Annotated in this window: 20 protein-coding genes; 11 read left to right on the top strand and 9 right to left on the bottom strand. The window is 57.6% G+C overall.

Annotation, left to right across the window (positions count from 1 at the left end):
- Positions 1-5 precede the first annotated feature (5 nt).
- Positions 6-1,196, top strand: a complete 1,191-nt coding sequence (locus tag B5M42_RS09380) for a putative glycoside hydrolase (protein WP_134749478.1) — start codon at positions 6-8, stop codon at positions 1,194-1,196.
- Between the two features lie 87 nt (positions 1,197-1,283).
- Here the strand turns inward: B5M42_RS09380 and B5M42_RS09375 are convergent, their stop codons facing one another.
- From B5M42_RS09375 to B5M42_RS09355, 5 genes are all read right to left on the bottom strand, one after another.
- A complete protein-coding gene (locus B5M42_RS09375) occupies positions 1,284-1,823 on the bottom strand; it encodes an NADPH-dependent FMN reductase (protein WP_134749475.1) in 540 nt (179 codons plus the stop codon).
- Between the two features lie 90 nt (positions 1,824-1,913).
- Positions 1,914-2,882 carry a 6-phosphofructokinase gene (pfkA, locus tag B5M42_RS09370; RefSeq protein ID WP_134749472.1) on the bottom strand — a complete coding sequence of 323 codons (969 nt, stop codon included), beginning with the start codon at positions 2,880-2,882 and terminating at the stop codon, positions 1,914-1,916.
- 40 nt (positions 2,883-2,922) lie between these two features.
- Complete coding sequence (locus tag B5M42_RS09365; protein WP_134749644.1) at positions 2,923-3,954, bottom strand: tetraprenyl-beta-curcumene synthase family protein; 1,032 nt, start codon at positions 3,952-3,954, stop codon at positions 2,923-2,925.
- A 31-nt stretch (positions 3,955-3,985) separates the two neighbouring features.
- Entirely contained in the window at positions 3,986-4,618 is a 633-nt protein-coding gene (locus B5M42_RS09360) for a hypothetical protein (protein ID WP_134749468.1), read from the bottom strand.
- Positions 4,619-4,642: 24 nt separating this feature from the next.
- The gene (locus B5M42_RS09355; protein ID WP_134749465.1) at positions 4,643-4,957 is read right to left on the bottom strand and encodes a hypothetical protein; all 315 of its coding nucleotides are present in this window, start codon (positions 4,955-4,957) and stop codon (positions 4,643-4,645) included.
- A 192-nt stretch (positions 4,958-5,149) separates the two neighbouring features.
- On the opposite strand from B5M42_RS09355, the gene B5M42_RS09350 reads away from it, so the two are divergent.
- From B5M42_RS09350 to B5M42_RS09325, 6 genes are all read left to right on the top strand, one after another.
- Entirely contained in the window at positions 5,150-6,523 is a 1,374-nt protein-coding gene (locus B5M42_RS09350; protein WP_230632821.1) for a multi antimicrobial extrusion protein MatE, read from the top strand.
- The gene (locus B5M42_RS09345; protein ID WP_134749463.1) at positions 6,510-7,697 is read left to right on the top strand and encodes an MFS transporter; all 1,188 of its coding nucleotides are present in this window, start codon (positions 6,510-6,512) and stop codon (positions 7,695-7,697) included. Before B5M42_RS09350 ends, B5M42_RS09345 begins: the two co-directional genes overlap by 14 nt.
- A 13-nt stretch (positions 7,698-7,710) precedes the next feature.
- Positions 7,711-8,400, top strand: a complete 690-nt coding sequence (locus tag B5M42_RS09340) for an ABC transporter ATP-binding protein (protein WP_134749460.1) — start codon at positions 7,711-7,713, stop codon at positions 8,398-8,400.
- Positions 8,397-9,740, top strand: a complete 1,344-nt coding sequence (locus tag B5M42_RS09335) for an ABC transporter permease (protein ID WP_134749457.1) — start codon at positions 8,397-8,399, stop codon at positions 9,738-9,740. The genes B5M42_RS09340 and B5M42_RS09335 overlap by 4 nt, the downstream gene beginning before the upstream one ends.
- Positions 9,741-9,753: 13 nt before the next feature.
- Positions 9,754-10,854, top strand: a complete 1,101-nt coding sequence (locus tag B5M42_RS09330) for an efflux RND transporter periplasmic adaptor subunit (RefSeq protein WP_134749454.1) — start codon at positions 9,754-9,756, stop codon at positions 10,852-10,854.
- A 177-nt stretch (positions 10,855-11,031) separates the two neighbouring features.
- Positions 11,032-11,679: a nitroreductase family protein gene (locus tag B5M42_RS09325; protein ID WP_134749451.1), complete on the top strand. Its 648-nt coding sequence runs from the start codon at positions 11,032-11,034 to the stop codon at positions 11,677-11,679.
- An 80-nt stretch (positions 11,680-11,759) separates the two neighbouring features.
- On the opposite strand, the gene B5M42_RS09320 is transcribed toward B5M42_RS09325, so the two are convergent.
- Complete coding sequence (locus B5M42_RS09320; RefSeq protein WP_134749448.1) at positions 11,760-14,012, bottom strand: MMPL family transporter; 2,253 nt, start codon at positions 14,010-14,012, stop codon at positions 11,760-11,762.
- Positions 14,013-14,146: 134 nt separating this feature from the next.
- On the opposite strand from B5M42_RS09320, the gene B5M42_RS09315 reads away from it, so the two are divergent.
- Positions 14,147-14,770 carry a TetR/AcrR family transcriptional regulator gene (locus B5M42_RS09315; RefSeq protein WP_134749446.1) on the top strand — a complete coding sequence of 208 codons (624 nt, stop codon included), beginning with the start codon at positions 14,147-14,149 and terminating at the stop codon, positions 14,768-14,770.
- 233 nt (positions 14,771-15,003) lie between these two features.
- Here the strand turns inward: B5M42_RS09315 and B5M42_RS09310 are convergent, their stop codons facing one another.
- The 3 genes from B5M42_RS09310 to B5M42_RS09300 form a co-directional block, all read right to left on the bottom strand.
- The gene (locus B5M42_RS09310; RefSeq protein ID WP_134749443.1) at positions 15,004-15,573 is read right to left on the bottom strand and encodes a dihydrofolate reductase family protein; all 570 of its coding nucleotides are present in this window, start codon (positions 15,571-15,573) and stop codon (positions 15,004-15,006) included.
- A 449-nt stretch (positions 15,574-16,022) separates the two neighbouring features.
- Complete coding sequence (locus tag B5M42_RS09305) at positions 16,023-16,220, bottom strand: cold-shock protein (protein ID WP_134749440.1); 198 nt, start codon at positions 16,218-16,220, stop codon at positions 16,023-16,025.
- Positions 16,221-16,326: 106 nt separating this feature from the next.
- Entirely contained in the window at positions 16,327-17,043 is a 717-nt protein-coding gene (locus B5M42_RS09300; RefSeq protein WP_134749438.1) for a class I SAM-dependent methyltransferase, read from the bottom strand.
- Between the two features lie 218 nt (positions 17,044-17,261).
- Between B5M42_RS09300 and B5M42_RS09295 the strand changes: the two genes are divergently transcribed.
- The 3 genes from B5M42_RS09295 (at position 17,262) to B5M42_RS09285 (ending at position 18,897) form a co-directional block, all read left to right on the top strand.
- A complete protein-coding gene (locus B5M42_RS09295) occupies positions 17,262-17,495 on the top strand; it encodes a hypothetical protein (RefSeq protein ID WP_134749435.1) in 234 nt (77 codons plus the stop codon).
- 273 nt (positions 17,496-17,768) lie between these two features.
- The gene (locus tag B5M42_RS09290; RefSeq protein WP_134749433.1) at positions 17,769-18,608 is read left to right on the top strand and encodes a TerC family protein; all 840 of its coding nucleotides are present in this window, start codon (positions 17,769-17,771) and stop codon (positions 18,606-18,608) included.
- Between the two features lie 106 nt (positions 18,609-18,714).
- On the top strand, positions 18,715-18,897 hold the full coding sequence (locus B5M42_RS09285) for a hypothetical protein (RefSeq protein ID WP_134749430.1): 183 nt from the start codon (positions 18,715-18,717) through the stop codon (positions 18,895-18,897).
- Positions 18,898-19,070 lie beyond the last annotated feature (173 nt).

The raw sequence follows: 19,070 nt of genomic DNA, 5'->3' as shown, positions 1-19,070 counted from the left end.
CCAACATGGACATTTTACTCGCTTCGTTAATGATGATTTGGGGCAATGTATCGGCCGATCATCCGGATGCCAATTTTGAACAGCTTGTGCAGGCTTCGCTGGATGCTAAAACCGCAGTCGTGCAAGCAGCGCCTCCCGCCGCTAACGCCGATCCGCTGGCGCCGGTCAACAAGGTCGACCCGCAGAAGGACGCTCCGCTCGTCAAAGGCATTTACACCACCGCCCACAGCGCTGGAGGAAGCCGGATGCAGACGCTGCTGAAGCTGATGGATGACACGGAGCTGAACGCAATGGTCATCGACGTCAAGGACGACTGGGGCTACATCACTTGGGAAACCGGCAACGCCGATCTCGACGCAATGGGAACGACGCAGAAAATCATTCCCGACATGAGCAAGCTGATGACGACGCTAACCGAGCATCAGGTATATCCGATCGCGCGGATCGTGGTGTTCAAGGACACGGTGCTGGCCAAGAAAAGACCGGACCTCAGCTACGTCAACCCGGACGGCACGCTTTGGGGCAACAGCAAGAATCCGCCGGACAGCTTTGTCAATCCTTACAGCAAGGAAGTGTGGGATTACAACATCGCCGTCGCCAAAGAAGCGGTGAAGGCCGGCTTCAAGGAAATCCAGTTTGACTATGTGCGCTTCCCCGAGGGCTTTGAGAAACGTGCCGACATTCTCAATTATACGAAGGACGAACGGACGCGCATTGAAGCGGTCGCTTCGTTTGTGAAATACGCCAAGGAACAGCTGCAGCCGCTGGGCGTGCGCGTGTCGGTCGATATTTTCGGGTACGCCGCTTCCGTGCCGGCAGCTGAAGGGATCGGTCAGGATTTTGAAAAAATTTCGCAAAATGTCGATGTCATTTGTCCGATGATTTATCCGAGCCACTACAGCACCGGCTGGTTTGGCTCGAAGGTGCCGGACGCCGCGCCGTTCGCCACGATCAACGGGGCCATGGTCGATACGGCCAAGAAGCTGGAACCGATCAGCCAGGTCGGCTTGAAGCCGATCGTCCGCCCGTGGATTCAGGACTTTACGGCCAGTTGGGTGCCCGGCCATATCAAATACGGCAAGCACGAGCTGGAGGAGCAGATTCGCGCGCTGGAGCAAAACGGCGTCGACGAGTTCCTGCTGTGGAACGCCAACAACAACTATACGGCCGATGTTAACTACAGTATCGGCAAATAAGTGCAGAAGCACTCCGCTTAGGCCGTTTGACGGCTGAACGGAGTGCTTTTTTTGCGCTTGTGGGCTTGAGACGCGCTCAAGGGCGGCTTACGCCCGCAGCTTTTCGATCATATGGACGAAATAGGACAAGCACTTGGCGACGCGGGCCCGCACCGCTTCCGATTCCGGTTCACCGTCGGCATTGAAACGTCGCTGATCGCCGCCGAGCGAAATCCACTCCGGGCAATTGACGCCGTGTACATAACGCACCATGGCTTGCAGCTGCTGCAGCGCGCTGATGCCGACTGCTCCCCCGGCCGAGCATGCCGACAGCACGACCTTGCCTTGAAACTGCTCCCAGCTCAAATGGTCGAACGCGTTCTTGAAAACGCCGGTTACGCCGCCATGATATTCGGGTGAAATCAGCATCAGGCCGTCCGCTTGCTTGGCCGTGTCCAGCAGTAGCTGCAAATGGTCGTCGCCATACGGAATCGTATCCGGGCTGTAGAACGGAACCGGCTTTTCATACAAATTGATTACCGTTACCTTGCAGCCGAGCTCTTCCAGCTTTTTGCCCGCATACAACGCCAGCTGACCGCTGGTAGAACCCGCGCGATTGCTGCCGGAAATAATTGCAATTGACGTCATCTCCCACTCTTCCTTTCTATCTTGGCCGATTCTCTTTCTAAAAACCGCCCTGACTCCTGATTCGAGCCGGGCGGTTGCTTGGCATGCCTGCTATTGAGAAAGTCGTTGAGCCAGCTCATACAACTCTCTGTTAAACTCGCGTTTGCTGTTGACGACCAGATCAATGTCCGTCGCCACGAGCTCGCCGTCAATGACGCCGCACGCCTTGGAGGAATCGCCCTCGATCAGCTTGCGCACGGCAAAATCGCCCAGACGGCTGGCCAGAATCCGGTCGTTATGCGTCGGCGAGCCGCCGCGCTGAATGTGGCCGAGCACGGTAACGCGCGGCTCGATGCCGTTGTTCTCGGTAATCTGACGGGCGATGTCTTCGCCTGTGCCTGCGCCTTCGGCCACGATCACGATGCTGTGGCGCTTGCCGTGCGAGAAGTTATCCTTCATCCGCGTAGCGACTTCATTAATATCAAACGGCACCTCCGGCACGAGAATCGTTTCCGCACCGCTCGCAAGACCGGCATACAGGGCAATTTCCCCGCAGTGGCGGCCCATGACCTCGACAACCGAGGAGCGTTCGTGGGAAGTCATCGTATCGCGCAGCTTGTTGATCGCATCCACAACGATGCTGACTGCGGTATCAAAGCCAATGGTGAAATCGGTGAACGGAATATCGTTATCGATGGTGCCCGGCAGACCCATCGTGCGGATGCCCAGCTTGCTAAGCTTGTTCGCACCTTGATACGAGCCGTCACCGCCAATGACGACAAGACCGTCGATGCCGCGCTTGCGCAGATTGTCAGCGCCAAGCTGCTGGCCTTCCGGCGTCATGAATTCCTTGCAGCGGGCCGTCTGCAGAATCGTTCCCCCGCGTTGAATGATATCGCCTACGCTGCGCAAGTCCATCGGGCGAATGTCGTCATTGATCAGACCGGCATAACCGCGCTGCACGGCGTAAACCTCCAGACCGTGGAACAAGGCGCTGCGCACGACAGCGCGCACGGCCGCGTTCATTCCCTGGGAATCCCCCCCGCTGGTTAATACTGCTATGGATTTTACTGCTGACATTTCCTCTTCCTCCTCCAGAATGTGCACAACTTGCGCTTCTTTATGTTGATGTAGTTCGAATATACACGCTGTTCATGAAAAAAAACAACCGGGTTAACGGACTGTTCTTCATCAATCGCTTCGAAATTTGCCGAACCTGCCGCTGGCTCCGTACCTTGGGATCGGATAAATAGAGCGCAAGCAAGCCCTCAATTATCATACGATGAAATGACGGATGTTCCAAGCATAAAATTTTATCGCGGGCCTGCCGGACAATAAAAGCGATGCGCTCCACCGTTTCGTCCATCCCGCCGTAATAGCTGCAAAAATTCAAATCTCCGCCCGCTTCGTCCTCTTCCTGATCGATCAAATAATCGAGCAAAATGTGCAAGCCGCAAACGTACGGAAAATACGCTTCCATAATATGTATCACAGCCGCTCGCTGCAAACCGGCATCGCATGCCGCCAGAAACAGCATGAATACGCCCAGCGTCGAGCCTGTCGCTGCGGCGAATTCATTCCAGCCCAGCTCCTTGCCGTAGACGGCTTCGTGCTCCCGCCACCACCCGAGCAGCGCCGCTTCCCGCAGGTCGTGGCGAATATGCTTGTGCACCTGCAAATCGCAATATAACCCGACGAGCACGCGCACCTCCTCGGCGACACGGTCATAGGCAGGCAAAAGGCAAATGCACGACTGGCACGTCTTGACCAGCTCGTGCAAATAACCGCCGTCCTCCTTTTCGTCGCGGAAGGCGTAATAATCGTGCAGCGGCGCAGCCGGATTGACCGCATCAAGCATCGCCTGATGCAGCTGCCGGAAGTCGGCGGGGTCCAGCGACGTGCTGCGGTCGCACAGGTTGTCCAAATAATCGCTGATCGTCTGAAACGCCACAATCAGCGGAATCAAAATATGCCGCATCGGCAGCCGCGCCGCGGCATACACCGCCCCGCCCTCGCAATGAAACTGCTTGGTGGCGATGCTGGCCAGCGCCTGCTTCTGCAGCTCGGCATCCGGGATGCGCGCTGCGGCGTCCTTCCACAGCGCCAACTGGCTGCGCACCTCGGGCAGCACATAGCGGTACACCCGCTGCATCAGCTTCAGCGGCCCCCGCGGGACGCCGCCTTTATTCGTCTCCAATCGCTTCAAGTAAACTTCCCCCACAACTTTGCTCATAGCAGTATTCCAGCAGCAGCTTCATCTCGTATCGCTGAAAGTGGCGCAGCCAATCGTCCGTCCGCGGCTGCTGCACATGCGTTACCTGCAGCTCGACCGCGTCGATAAACACAAACGGGTTCCATTCCGGCGACGTAATCAGCACCTCCAGCTTGCTGCGCAGCGCGTCATTGTCCGTATCGGTCAAATCCCTCACGGATACGTGGCTCTGGACGCAATGAACGAGCCGGGTGAAAATCGGGTGATGCCCGACATCCTGAAACCAATACTTCGCATTGCTGTAATCGCCCTCCATGCGATGCATCAAGGCGTGCCAATAGCTGCCGGTCGAATTGGTAATTTCCTGGGAAATCGTATGCGAGCGGTCCAGACTTTCATTCCATAGATGCAGACCGGCTTTCAGGGCCAGCCCGTAGGTCTCCTGCTCCAGTTTGCCCCTCGTAGGGATGTCCAATGACAAAGCGTCGATCTGCGCGTCCAGAGCGGCGTCCCATTCCTGCAAAGGGTTCAAGGACGGCAAGCGCTCAAGCAGCGGCCTCGCAATCGTCGCCAGCCATGACGACTGTCCATTCCCGTTAGTCATGTGCGGTACGCTCCTTTCTGACGATTATTGATGCATTTTCGTCTCCAAATCCTGATTGATGCGGAACCACAGATGCAGATCGTTGATGGCGCTCGCCAAATCGGCTATTTCGGAATTTAAACGACACGAGGTCGGAAAGTCGTCTTCGTGGTCAAGCGAATGCTGCTTGCGGATAATGATCGCTTCCAGCTGATGGATGCGGTCCGGAATCCGGCCGCGGGTTTGCTCCCAGCGCAGCAAAATATCGGCGCGCGTCTGTTCGGAATACATCTCCCACTCCTGATCCAGCGCGGGCAGCTCAATGCCCAATCTCTCATCATATTGAAAATATCGATCCATGATTGACGCAGCCCTCCTTCTCTCCAGCGCCCTGCGGGCGTCAGCCGCCCAAGGCGCAAATGACGGATGCTACCTTTAAATGTATCATTTCACGCCCCTGCATTCCAGTTAAAAATATATGTCAATCACATTTCAATTTCTGCTATACTAGAATAACGTTTGCGAAAAAGCATCCGTAAGGAGAGTAAGTCTATGAACGCTGACGCACCCCTATCGCCCGTAACCTGGAAGCGGCTGATCTCGTTTTTTGTACCGCTCGGCCTGTCGGCAACGCTCGTTACGCTATCGCATGTCATCATTAACGGCACGCTGGCCCGCGCCGAGCGGCCCGAGCTGATTATTTCCAGCTATGCGCTGGCGTTAAGCCTGCAGGGGATCACTGAACGCCCGGCTCTGCTGCTGCGCCAGACCTGCTCGACGCTCGTGCGCGACCGCCTGTCGTTCCTGTCCATGAGCCGTCTGGCTGCCGTTGTAATCGCCGGCATTTTGCTGCTCGGCGTGCTGATCAACTACACCGCGCTTGGCGAATGGATTTTCGTCTACGGCTTTGGGGTTGAGCCCGATCAGCTGGCTGCAACCATCGGCGTCTACCGCATCATGATGTTCGTCAGTCTGTTCTCCGGCATTCGCTGCCTGTTCCACGGCATCATCATCTCCAATATGCGCACCAAATGGCTCACGATCGGCATGGGCGTGCGGCTTGCCGTCATGTACCTGCTCGCGCTGTATTTCATTGCCTCCGGCCCCATTGAAAGCGGCCGGGTCGGAGCCGTCATCTTTCTCGCCGGCATGGCCATCGAAGCCGCCGTCAGCGTGTGGGAAGGACGTTCGCTGCTGCGCACCGTTATTCCCCGCCGGATGCCCGACCATCCTGTAGAGAAGCCCGGTCACATTCTCAAGTTCTACAAGCCTCTGCTATATTCTTCGTTTATCGCCGTCTTTATTGGTCCATCCATCAATGCCATGCTTGGCAAATCCGCCGATATTCATTTGGCCATCGCCTCGTATGCGATTGCCGGCAGCCTGTCACAGCTCGTCATGAGCTTTTTTTCATATACGCACCAAATCGTGCTTAATTTCTACCGCAAGGACCCGCGCGCGGTGCGTCGGTTTACGTTATCAATCAGCCTTTTGCCCGGCCTGCTCATTGCCATCATGGCCTATACAGCCGTAGGCCCGTGGCTGATGACGCATGTGATGGGCGTCAGCGATCGCTTGATGGAAGCAAGCCTGGACGCGCTGCGGGTGCTGATGATCGTGACGCTTGTGTTTCCCCAGCTCGATTTCGCCAACGGCCTGATTATGCTGCGCGGCCAGACAAAAATCATGGTCTGGTCGCAGGGCGCCAATGTCGTGCTGACGCTGCTGACGCTCGTGCTGTGCATTTGGCTGACTCCCGGCTGGAACGGGGCGATCGGCGCGCTGGCCCAATCGCTCGGCATGCTGGCGGAGCTTGGCGTCGTGCTGTACGTGCTTCGGATCACCGAACGCGATCAAGGGCAGGCTGTTGGGCCGTTTTATTTTTTTACCGGAAAGCGAGTGGAAAATCATCATGAAAACGTCTAATACTGTGAAGTGGAATGACCATTTGCTCAAGCCATTTACATTCTCTTTCTTTATGACGATGGGCATCGTTGTTTCTTTCTTTCCGCTATACTTCGATTATAAGGGGTATACGAAGCTGCAGATCGGCATGTTGTACGCGATCGGACCGCTGATCGGCATCGCCACGAATCTGCTGTGGGGCATTCTCAGCGACAAGTTTCAAACCGTGAAGCGCATTATGCTGGTGCTGCTGGTCGGGCAAGCCGCAGCCGCCCTGCTGGTGTTCAGCTCGCAGCGATTTGTCGTGTTGTATTTGTGTCTGGCTGTTTTTTTCTTTTTTCAGCAGCCGGTCAATTCCTTGAACGACAGTCAACTGATGCTGCATGTCGGCAAAACGCGCGCCAGCTACGCCTCCTTCCGCATTTGGGGCTCCAGCGGCTTTGCGTTCGCGGCCGGAGCCTTCGGCCTGCTGCTCAAGACGTTCGGCTACGGTCTGACGCCGTGGCTGTGCCTGACCACAATCGGCCTGTCGCTGCTGTTGGCCGTTGTGCTCAAGGACGCCCCGCGCCAGCCGGGCCGCATCGCTTTTGGCGGCATGCTTGCCATCGTCCGGCAAAAACGGTTCCTGTGGTTCCTGCTGCTGATTTGCATGTTGGCCACAGCCCACCGGATGAACGACGGCTTCCTCGCCGTGCACATGCGGCAGCTTGGCGCGCCGGCGACGCTCGTCGGCTATGCGTGGATGGCCTCCTCGCTCAGCGAAATCCCCATCTTCTTCCTGCTCAGCAGATTCGGCCACCGCTATAAGGAGCTGCCGCTGCTCGCATTCGCAGGCTTGGCTTATACGCTGCGCTTTACGCTTGTCGCGCTGACGCATGATCCGGTCTGGATCATCTTCATCCAGATGCTCCACAGCCTGACGTTCGGCATCTTTTTGTTCACGGCCGTCCGTTATCTGCAAAGCATTGTACCCGATCAGTACCGCGCTTCGGGACAAGCGATCTTCACCGTCGCCTGGTCCAGCGTGGCCGGCTTGATCAGCGGCACCCTGGGCGGCTATCTGTTTGACGAATGGGGCGGCACGACGCTGTATTATGCGGGAGCCGGCCTGTCGCTGCTGGCTGCTCTGGGCTTTGCCGCCACGCACGCGCTGCAAACAGGCGAGCTGCTGACGGATTCCAAAACACCTAAATGAAGGAGGTGAGCGCGTGTTAACCGTAGAACGGTTATCGCACAGCTTTCGCAACGGACCGGAGGAAACGCCGGTTCTGCACAATATCGACTTTCGCGTCGAAGCCGGTGAAATGGTCGCGCTGCTAGGCAGCTCCGGCTCTGGCAAATCGACGCTGCTCAACCTGATGGCCGGTCTGATGAAGCCCTCCAGCGGCACCATCCGCATCGCCGGCGAACCGATCGAGAAGATGAGCGAGAACCGGCTCGCCGAATTTCGGCGCTCGCACATCGGCTTTATTTTTCAATCGTATGAGCTGATTCCTCATCTGACTGTGCGCGAGAACGTCGAGCTGCCGCTCGTGTTCCAGGGCGTGTCCGGCAAGCAGCGCGCGGCCAGGGCACTGGAGCTGCTGCACCAGGTCGGCATCGGCGACAAAGCCGAGCTGTTCCCTTCGCAGCTGTCCGGCGGCCAGCAGCAACGGGTCAGTATCGCCCGCTCGCTCATCACGAAACCGGCGATTGTGTTCGCCGATGAGCCGACCGGCAATCTCGACACCAAAACCGAAAAAGAAATTATCGATCTGCTCATCAACCTGAATCAGCAGTCGGGCATTACGTTCGTCATCGTCACGCACGAGCACGAGGTCGCAGCGCGAACCCAGCGCATTTTGCAGCTGCGCGACGGCTATATGCAGGATAGCGCCGGGAAAGGAGCGCTCACATGAAGCTGAAAGACTATTTCCGGCTTGGCTGGGATCAGCTGCAGCGGCGCAAGGTCGTAACGGCGCTTTGCGCGGTTGGCATCGCCATCGGCTCGGCCTCGATCATGGTCGCGCTGGCGTTCGGCGAATCGATCCAGCATTACAGTCAGAAGCAAATGAGCTATTATTTGAAAACCGATGAAATTACGATTGAAAACGGCAATGGCGGCAGTGACGGCGGCATCACCAAGGAAAAGCTCAACCTGATCCGCACCTTTCCGCACGTAACCGCGGTTGCGAGCTTTCAGGACCTGCAATATTTTACATACAAGCTGGATGACGGCAAAAGCGGCACGCTGCGCCTGATCGCCACCGAGCCGGAAACGATTGACGTGTTCGACAACAAGTTTCAGCAAGGCGGGCCGTCGGATTCGGACAACAGCGTTGCACTCACCTTCGGCTCGATGCTCGGACTGATGGACGAGAAAACTCAAACGGTCCGCAGCAAGCTGATGGAGCAAAACCCGAACAAGGAGCTCAAGGATACGTTCGAGCAGCTCGACCGGATTCCGACGCCGCTGTACCAGAAACAGCTTCATCTGATTCCCGTCAGCTTCAACGGTCCCGAAAGCGGCCAGACGCAAGCAGGCGGCAAAGCGATCGACATTCCGATGCGCGTCACCGGCGTGCTGAAAAAGTCCGACGGCATACCCGATTACATGCTGACCGGCGACAAACGCGCCTTTGTTTCGCTCGAAGTCGGGGCCCGAATTACCGAGCTGATGAAGGGCTCGTCCGCCGGCAGCTCGCCTGTTTTTTCCCAGGTGAAGGTGAAAGTCGACAGCAGCGCCCATGTGAATGAAGTCGTGGAGCTGATTCGCAAGCTGCGCCTCAATCCGCAGTCCAATCTGTATCAGGAGGACCGGATGAAGGGCGAATTCGCCATCATCCGCTTGCTGCTGACCGGCGTCGGCTTGTTCGTTTTGTTCGTCGCATCGATCTCCATAGTCGTGGCGATGACGATGTCGACGCACCAGCGCCGCCGCCAGATCGGCATCATGAAGGTGCTGGGCGCCAACCTGCGGCAAATCCGCAACATGTTTATCGTCGAATCGTCGCTGCTGGGCATGCTCGGCGGCTTGTGCGGCATCGTGCTGTCGTATTGGGTCATCTGGGGCATCAACGCCATTATTATCAAATTCAGCGGCGGACCGCCGGGCGAAGACGTGCAGGTGCTGTTCGTCAGCTTGTGGATTTTGCCGGTCGGGATGTTTTTTGCTATTTTAACGGGCGTGCTCTCCGGTTTGTACCCCGCCGTCAAGGCGTCGCGAACCGATGCGCTGACCGCCATCAAACGAGAATAGGAGATTACGGACGATGAATAAAAAAAGAACCGTGGCGCTCGTGGCGGCAGCCGTCGTCGTCTGCGCGATCAGCAGCGGCCTCTACGTCATGGGCCATCAGGGCAAAAAGCCCGTCGACACCGCGCTTGCGACCGGAGCCGCAGCCGCGCTGCAGTTTCCGGTGACCAAAGAGGATCTGGTCAGCACCGTGGAGGTCAAAGGTAAATCTTCGTATCAAAAAGAAACCCGCGTCTACGCTCCCTTCGGCGGAGAAATTCGCGCCTGGAGCGTCGCCGAAGGCGCCCAAGTGAAAAAAGGCGATCTGTTGTTCGAGTTGGACGATACGCCGCTGCGCAGTGAAATTTCCGAGCTGCAGTCGAACATCCGCAAGATGTCGCTGGAAGCGCAGCTCAGCCGCTTTCGCGCCTCCGGCGAAGCGACGGACGGCGCAGTTGCCGCCGGCGGCGTCGCCGAAGCCGATGCCCGCCAGCGTTTCGCCAATGCCGAGGAGCGCCGCATTCAGGAGGAGCTGGGCGTCGTCAACAGCGAATCGGCGCAGCTCCAGCTGCGGCAAAAGCAGGAGAAAATCGCCCAAGCGGCCTTCAAAGCGCCGGAAGACGGCATCTTCCTGTTCGAAGACTCGGCGAAAATTCCGCAGCTTGTGCAGGATAACGAGCGGATCGGCAAAATCGTCGATTTGACCAAGCTGCAGCTTGTCTGCACGGTCGGCGAGCTCGACGTGTTTCGCATCAAGCCGGAGATGGCCGTTGACGTCAAAGTCGACGCGCTCAAGCAAACCAAGCTGCGCGGCAAGGTCGAGAAGGTGTCGAAGTTCGCCAAGTCCGGCTCCGATCAGGGAACCGGCGCGGCGCAATTCGAGGTGACGATTTCACTGGAGCCTAACGAGCAGCTGATCGCTGGCTTGAGCTTGTCGGGCACGATTGAAACGGACAAACGTTCCGGCGCCATCGTTGTGCCAACGCTGGCCGTTCAACGGGAAAAGGAAACGTATTTCGTGATGGTGCAGACGCCGCAAGGCGTAGAACGCCGCGATATCGAGCTGGGCTTGGAAACGCCGGAGAAAACGGAAGTGCTCAAAGGCGTCAAGGAAGGCGAAACAGTCGTGCTCCAATAAGCGCTGTACAAGATAAGCCCCGACAGTGAGTCGCGCTAGCCGCTGCCCACTGCCGGGGCTTCGCGTTGTCATTGCAAAATCGGCAAACTGCCTTATAATAAATGAAGAACGATTTTAGTACCAGATACCATTCGGTTTCATGGCACCTTATTCCGATAAAGGCAGGTAACCGCTCTTATGAATTATGATGCATTCAAAGCCATTGTGCTTGAGCGCCGCAGCATCCGCAGCTTCACCGAACAAGAGGTTTCCGCAGACGACGTCCGCGAAATCATCGATTGCGCGCGTTATGCGCCGAGCGACACCAACTCACAGACGTGGAAGTTCATTGCCGTGATGAATAAAGAAAAAATCAAACGGATCGAAGAAATGACCTGGGAGCAGCTGCACTTGCGGGCGTCAGCTGCCGAGCAGGCAGGGTTAAGCAAGGAAGCACGCCTGCTGACCAAATCGTTTGGTCCCTACGCGACGGCTTTTGCCGATGCGCCGGTGCTGATCGTTTGCTTGGCTACCCCCTACAACTCCAAATTCCGCGAGAAAATTTTTGATCCGATCCGCTTCGTCAGCGACGAGGTGTGGGCTGAAGAAGGCATCAAAAGCTCCTGCCTGGCAGCGCAGAACCTGATGCTGGCCGCGCACGCCAAAGGGCTGGCAACCTGCCCGATGACCGGCCCCGTTCTGCTGGCGCAGGACCAGCTGCGCGAGTATTTGGACATTCCCGCCGAATGCCAGATCAATATGGTCATTTCGCTCGGCTATCCGTCGGAACGGCCCGGCAAGCTGCCGCGCAAGGAGATCGACGATATCTTGATGATTGTGCGTTAATCGTCCGGTGAAAAATGCGGCGCGCCACACAAGCCAAAAAACCTCCAATCCCCGGACCTTGCGGGATTGGAGGTTTTTGCTTACTTCGCCGCTTCGGCGGAAGCTTCGCCGCGGCTTTCATCTTGGGCGGCGTACAGGCGTCCCGGCCAGAACGACAAGCGCCCCAGCAGCAGTGTAATCGACGGTACGAGGAACGGGCGCACGACAAAGGTGTCGAGCAGCACGCCGACGGCGCAAATAATGCCGAACTGGACAAGCACCTGGATCGGCAAGGTGGCCAGCACCGCAAACGTGCCGGCGAGAATCAGCCCGGCCGAGGTAATGACGCTGCTCGTCTGACTGACACCGAGCCGAATCGCTTCGCGCAGCGAGCGGACTTTGCGTTCCTGCCAAATGCTCGATACCATGAAGATGTTGTAGTCTTCTCCCAGCGCAACGAGAAAAACAAACGCATACAGCGGGATCAGCCCCTGGATCGCATCAGTTCCCATGCCGTGGTGCAAAATCAGCCAGCCTGCGCCCAGAGCCGAGAAATACGACAACAGGACAGTCAAAATCAGATAGACGGTAGCTACAATCGACCGTAAATACACAAGCAGCAGCAGCGCAATGACAGCAATAACGATCGGAATGACCACACGCGTATCGCGTTCAACAACGGTCTTCGTATCGTATTGCGTCGCCGTTTCCCCGCCGACCCACAGCTTCGGCGTTGCAATCCCCGCTCCGGCCAGCGTAGTTTGCAGCGTGCCGCGTATTTCCGGGATACACTCAATAGCTTCCAGGCTGTACGGATCATCCTTGAATACGACCTCGTACAGCTTCAGGTTGGCATCGCTGCTGCCGCTCTGCGGCTCGGATACCGTCGCCACGTAGGGCAGCCCCTGCAGCGCGCCGCGAACATCGACCTCCCCGTTCGCTCCGTTCGTGTCGACAATCGCTTTGAGCGGTGCAAGCGCCCCCGGGGACGTATGCTTCGCCAGCAGCGTAAATCCTTCCCGCGACGGCATATCCGCGGGGAACGATTCGAGCAAATTATACGTAAATTTGATTTGTGGAGCGAACGCGCTCAGCACGAGCAGCACGAGCAGGCTGACTGCCAGCACGCTGCGCGGCCGTTCGGTAACGATCCGGCCCAGCAGCGCGCTGGCCCGGCCGACGGCCTTTTGCGGGCGCAGACGCTTGCCGGTGGCGGCTTCGCGCGCAGCGCGCTGCTCCGGCGTCAGCGGCACGAACGGGAAAAACGACTTGCGGCCGACGATGGCGAGCAATGCAGGCACGAGCGTCAAGCTGGCCAGCGCCATAATCAGAATCGCGACGCTGAACGGAATCGCAAAACGATGGTTCGAGCCGTAGCGGGCGAATAACAGGCCAAGCAAGGAGACGATGACGGTCAAGCCGCTCATGCCGATCGCGCCTGCCGAGCCGGAGAGCGCGGCTTTAAGCGCGCGGTGCTTGTCGGCCTCTTCCAGCAGCGCCTGGCGGTAGCGAGCAACGAAGAAGAGGCAATAGTCGGTGCCTGCGCCGAACAACAGCACCGTCATAATCGAGATCGCCTGCGCATCGACGACGATCCAGCCTTCTCGCGCCAGCCAGCCGAGAATCGGCGAAATGACACCGTAGGCGAAGCCGACGCCGATTAGCGGTACAATCGCGAGAATCGGCGAGCGGTACAGCACAATGAGCAGCACAAGCACCAGCAGCACGGTCGCGAGCAACAGCGCAAAGTCGGCTCCCTTGAACAGCTCAGTGGCGTCCGTCTGGATGCCGACAGGGCCGGTGACGCGGGCATGCAATCCGGCCGCTTCCACATCCGCGGCCGCAAACGGATCCGTGCCCAGCTCGGCGGCAGCGAGCTCCTGCAGCTTGGTGACGCCGCTTTGCAGTACCTCGGTTTCCGTACCCTCGGCAAAGGTCACGGGCATCACGAGCAGGCTGCCGTCTTGCGACAACGCCGCCTTCAAAGCCGGCAGCGGCATGCGGTCATACGGCGGCACGCCAGTCTGCGCTGGCAGCGGCTCGGCGGCAAGGCGAGCAGCTACCTTCTGCACGCCGGCTAAATCGTCGTCGCCAAGCCCTCCGGCGCGATACCAGACGACAAGCGCCGGAACGCCCTCGCTGCTTGGAAACTCCCGCTGCTGCAGCTCGCTTGCAGCCAGCGACCAGGAATCCTCCGGCAGCTGGCGGGCAGCGTTGTTTTCTTGCGAATTCACGTTGGGCCACACTACCGATAACACGCCCGTCAGCACGATCCAGACGAGCAGCGTCACCCACTTGGAACGGCGGCCGGCCACGACCCCGGTCCATTCTTGAAGCCACGATGTTCTTTGCATACGCGAAAACTCACCCTTCATGAATAATGAGGAACATGCTATAATTATATATACCAGTCGGTTAATTAATCAAGTGTTTTGTACAACCTCTGTATAAAATTTTCTCTAAACCTTATACAAAAGGATGAGCACCCATGACCCAATCACCCAAGTCACCTGGCCGCCCCCGCTCCAAACCGGGGGCTCCTAACGTCCAGCAATCGATTATCCGGGCCGCGATCCCGATGTTTTTACAGCGCGGCTATGAAGCTGTTTCAATGGACGACATCGCGCGCGAAAGCGGCGTAACCAAAGCCTCCGTCTATTACTACTATCCCTCCAAGGCCGAGCTGCTAACCGCTGCAATGGTGCAAATGATGGAAAGCGTCGCCCGGATTACCCAGGCCCGCTTGAGCGAGCCCCGGCCTCTGCGCGAGCGCCTGCTCGACATTGCCGTAGCGCACCTGCGAGCCATCGACTTCGACCTGCATTCCTTCATGCGCAAGCTGGAATCGACGATGTCCGCCGAGCAGATGGCGCTGATGCGGCGAGCCGAGCAGGGCATCTTCGACGCGCTGGAAGCCGCGTTCTCGCAAGCTGCCGGCGACGGCGAGATCGGCCCCGTGCAGCCGCGCATGACGGCGCGCGCTTTTGTCGCCCTGCTGATGACCGGCCACTCCCGCGATGCCGAAGGGGCGCCGCTGTTCCGCTCGCCGCAGGAAGCGGCCGAACACATCATCGGGCTGCTGTGGCACGGCCTGTTCCCGCCCGCCGGCTGACCGCAGCGCCAGCCCGCACGGGCAGACCTCGCGCGTTCATCCTGCGGCGTGATCGGCCGGGGGGTGCCATTTCCAGCACTCCCTTACCGCTCAACCGCTCTGATTGTGGCCCACACGAAAAAACCTGTCGTTTCGACGACAGGCTTGATCTTTGCTCCGGCAGGCCCCTGCGTCAAAGCAGGATGCCTGATCAAGCGGAGCTTCTTATATGGCGTATGGCGCGCAGGACGCGGTTATTTCTCAACCTCATAGCGAGTGGCGATAATGCCCGACTGGAACGTGCGGCTGGACAGCAGCTTGAGCTTGATTTTCTCGCCCCCTGCTTCGAATACCGTCTTCCCGCTGCCAAGCACAACCGGACAAATAGTCAGCAGGAATTCATCGATCAGACCAAGGTCCAGCAGCGTCTTTGCAGCTCCCGGGCTGCCGAAAATAACGAGATTTTTACCAGGCTGCTCCTTGAGCGCTTGAATTTGCTCGGCAACATTGTCCTTGATCAGCAGCGTATTGTTCCATTCCGGCTCGTCCATTGTGCTGGAAATGACGATTTTTTGCACTTCCTGCAGCCATGCGGCGTGCTCCAAAGCGTGCTTCGATTCATCCGGATTCTTCAGCACTTCGGGCCAGTAATTTTCCATCATGCGGTACGTCGTACGCCCGTAAACGGGAGAGCCGACTTCGGCCACAACCTCTTCGGCATATTTCTCTAACTCCTCGTTGTACGGAATCCAGCCCAGTCCTCCGTTTGAATCTGACGCATACCCGTCCAGCGACACATGCATGAATAATACGAGTTTTCTCATGTTCGTTTTCCTCCAATATTGAAATGATGGGTGCAATTAGGGGCCGAAGCCCGATCGTTTTTCTTCTGCTGCTGCAATCACTATAAAACATAACGTTACGTCAGGTTCAAGAGGCTGATTTGATTTTTTTACAAACGACCCTGCCCCGTCAGGCTGCTATCCGTTTCATAGCAAGAAAACGCTTCGCTGGACTGCATTCTTTTCATTATATACGATTGCCTTTCTTTATGAAAGCACATACATTGGAAGCTGATTTTTCGCACCCCGAGCGCAGCGCCCCGCTCCTCAACGAAAGCTTGGCCGGAAGCCCGTCCTTACATTTTTCAGCAAAGTTCGCCGTAACGCCAAAAAAAGACAGCCCCGTTGACGGTAACTGTCTTTGTTTTTCTGTACGCTTGACACTATTTATAAGTGGGAAATCCCTTGATCTTATAAGGTAATGTTAGCTATTAGAGTTTTACAACGTTTGATGCTTGAGGACCGCGGTTACCATCCGTGATTTCGAACTCAACCGTTTGGTTTTCCTCCAAAGTTTTGAAGCCATCGCCTTGGATTGCCGAGAAGTGTACGAATACGTCTTCGCCGCCTTCAACGGAAATGAAGCCGTAGCCTTTTTCTGCATTAAACCATTTCACTGTGCCTTTCACTGTAAACAACCTCCTAAAAATATCGCCATCTATGACGAATACCAAAAGTATATCACCTTTGTCTGCATAAATCAACTCGCAAATTCAAAGGCGTTAACGAATTTCATTATTTCTCGTTTTGTTTGCGAATATACAGGTAAAATTCCGAATTTGGCAAAAAAGGCAATTGCGCCCGTCTGCGCTCCGCTTCGGCTCCCGATGCGCGTAGCATGGCAAGCAGCTCCTCCATCCGGCTGTACTCCTCGGTACGGAAATTCAGCAGCGGATAGACGCGCACCTCGCCTCCCGGCTTGCATACGCGCAGCAGCTCGCGCAATGCCGCTTCATGAAAGGCATAATCGAATTGCTGCTCATACAGAAACAGGAAATGGCTGCAAAACACATGATCGAACCGTCCCGCCTCGTAAGGCAAGTCCGGCAGCGCCGCGGCACTGTACGTTCCCGAAGCATCCCCGCTGCGGTAATGGCCGAGAAATTGCTCCAGACTCGCCACCCGTCCGGCCTTGTGACGCTCTACCGAACCGTAATACTCCCAATTGTATACCCCGCGCAGCTTATCCATCTTGGCCGCCACCGCTTCGATTTCGTCCCGGCCGTGCCGTTCGATCGCTTCCGGCGTCATCGCATACAGCGGATCGGCCGCTTCGGCCCGCAAGCCCCGCCGCTGCGCATCGGCTGTAAACGACGCTGCGCCTCCGGCCACGTCGAGCACCCGGCTCCCGGCAGCAAGCCCGCCGTCCAGGCTAAACATCCGCACGTACTCCTCATACGATCTTGACGTCATCGCAACGCCGATCTGTTCATAAAACCTGCTCTCTTGCATGTCTCATCTCTCCTCGTCTCGTCTGATCTCCACTTGCCTCAACCGGCTCAACTCGTCTGCACGCCGCCTCAAGGCTCTCTCCCCTCGGGAAAGGATTGAAGGAATTTTACCACCGGATTTCCAAATTGGCAATAGCCCTTCCTGCCCTTTTGTTTGCTTTCCCCGGCGCGTTGCGGTATGATGGCTTCAACTTATTTCGCTTTGGGGGTACAACCGCCATGATCAAAAAACATACGATCTACAAAAAGGACAAATGGAACATGATGAACGTGGAGGTTCACGGCACGAAAATCGTCCTGACCGAGATTTCCGACCAGTGGGGCGAGGAATCGTATACGTTTGTCGGCCGGCCGGCCATGATGCACTGGGCCCACGAACGCTTTCCCAAGTCGAATTTCGAGGGCAACGAGCAGGAATGGGAAGCGATCATGAACGCTTTTGCCGAGGTGTGAGCCGCAGCCGCCCTTTGGCGCTTGACTCGCCGCTTGTCCGCTCCTTATAATGACCTTATAAGTTCATACCTGTCACTCCAAAGGGGAGTAGCTGATACAGTAAAGTCGTCAATTCGGGGCCGCACCGCCCCCGGCTTTATTGGCAACGCACGCGTTGTTAGCAAGACCTTTGCCGATCTGTCGGCGAAGGTCTTTTTTGATGGAAAAGAGCCTTCGCCGCAGCAGGTGTGAGGCTGTTCAAGCATCCCATCGAAAAAAAGGAGCGTGGTCAACATGGAAGGGTTGTCACCCGAATTTCTCGCAGCGCTGCTCGGCGTCATCGTCATCGATCTGGTGCTCGCCGGCGATAATGCGCTGGTCATCGGCATCGCCGCCAGCAAGCTGCCCCCCGCGGAGCGCCGCCGGGTCATCTGGTGGGGCACCGCCGGCGCAGTGCTGATCCGCGTCATCGCGACGCTGGGCGTCTCGCTGCTGCTCAAGCTGCCCGGCCTGCTGCTGGCCGGCGGGCTGGCGCTGCTCTGGATCGCCTACCGGCTGCTCGCCGAGCGCAAGAGCGGGCCGGCCGTTCACAGCGTCGCCGGACTCGGCGCAGCGATCCGCACGATCATCGTCGCCGACGCCGTCATGGGCTTCGACAACGTGATCGCTGTCGCCGGAGCCGCGCACGGCAGCTTCGCGCTCGTCGCCGCGGGCCTCGCCATCAGCGTGCCGCTGGTCGTCTGGGGCAGCGGACTGTTCGCCCGGCTGCTCGAACGACGCCCCGCGCTGATCTACGCCGGAGCCGGCGTGCTGGCATTCACCGCCGGCAAAATGCTCGCGGCCGAGCCGCTGCTCGGCTCCTGGCTGGGCGCGCATCCCTCCGCCAAATGGCTGCTGATCGCCCTGCTGACGTTTGCGGTGCTGGCCGCAGGCAAATGGAGCCGCAGCGCCGGCTACCTTGTGCGCGTCGGCGCGCGCGGCGAGCTGACCTTGCCGCAGGAGCTGAGCGAAGAAGCGCGCATTTGTCCAGACGACCGCTACACGGTCATCCGCGACGAAGGCGGCCGGCTCACGCTCGTCAAGCTGGACGCAGAAGGCGGACCTGGCGGCTCCTCGATGCCGCATGCGGGCTGAAACGCAGCCGGCAGGAATTTCGCCGTCGACCGCGAACATATCATAGGGATAGGCGGAAGGAAAAAGTTTCCTCCCTTCCTTACTTCAACGCGGCAGGTGGTCGTTTATGACGGAGTCCGGTACTATTTTAACGTTTATTATCGTTTCCTTTTGTCTGGCCCTGATCTTGATTCTCAAGCGGGATTCCATCGCTCCGCCGATGAAACGCTATCTGGCGATTCTTGCTCTTGTGATGGTGACGATGTCGTTTGTGCTGATCGTGATGAGTTTTTTCGGACTGGGCAAGTAAATTTACTTCCTTCCAGCTTTTTCTTATAATCATAAATGAAGAATGAAGCGGTCATACTAGGTGAAACCCATCATTTGGATGGCAAACTACCGGGAGTGTGACCGTCATGCGCTGGATACAGGTAGCTGCCGCGCTCAGTCTGCTGGCAGGCGGGCTGCCCGCGGCCGATTCGC

Origin of the sequence: Paenibacillus athensensis (assembly GCF_004514475.2) — a bacterium.
Classification (GTDB): Bacteria; Bacillota; Bacilli; order Paenibacillales; family NBRC-103111; genus Paenibacillus_AL; species Paenibacillus_AL athensensis.
Note: the sequence above shows the minus strand (reverse complement) of the source record. Positions and strands in the feature narration are given on the sequence as shown.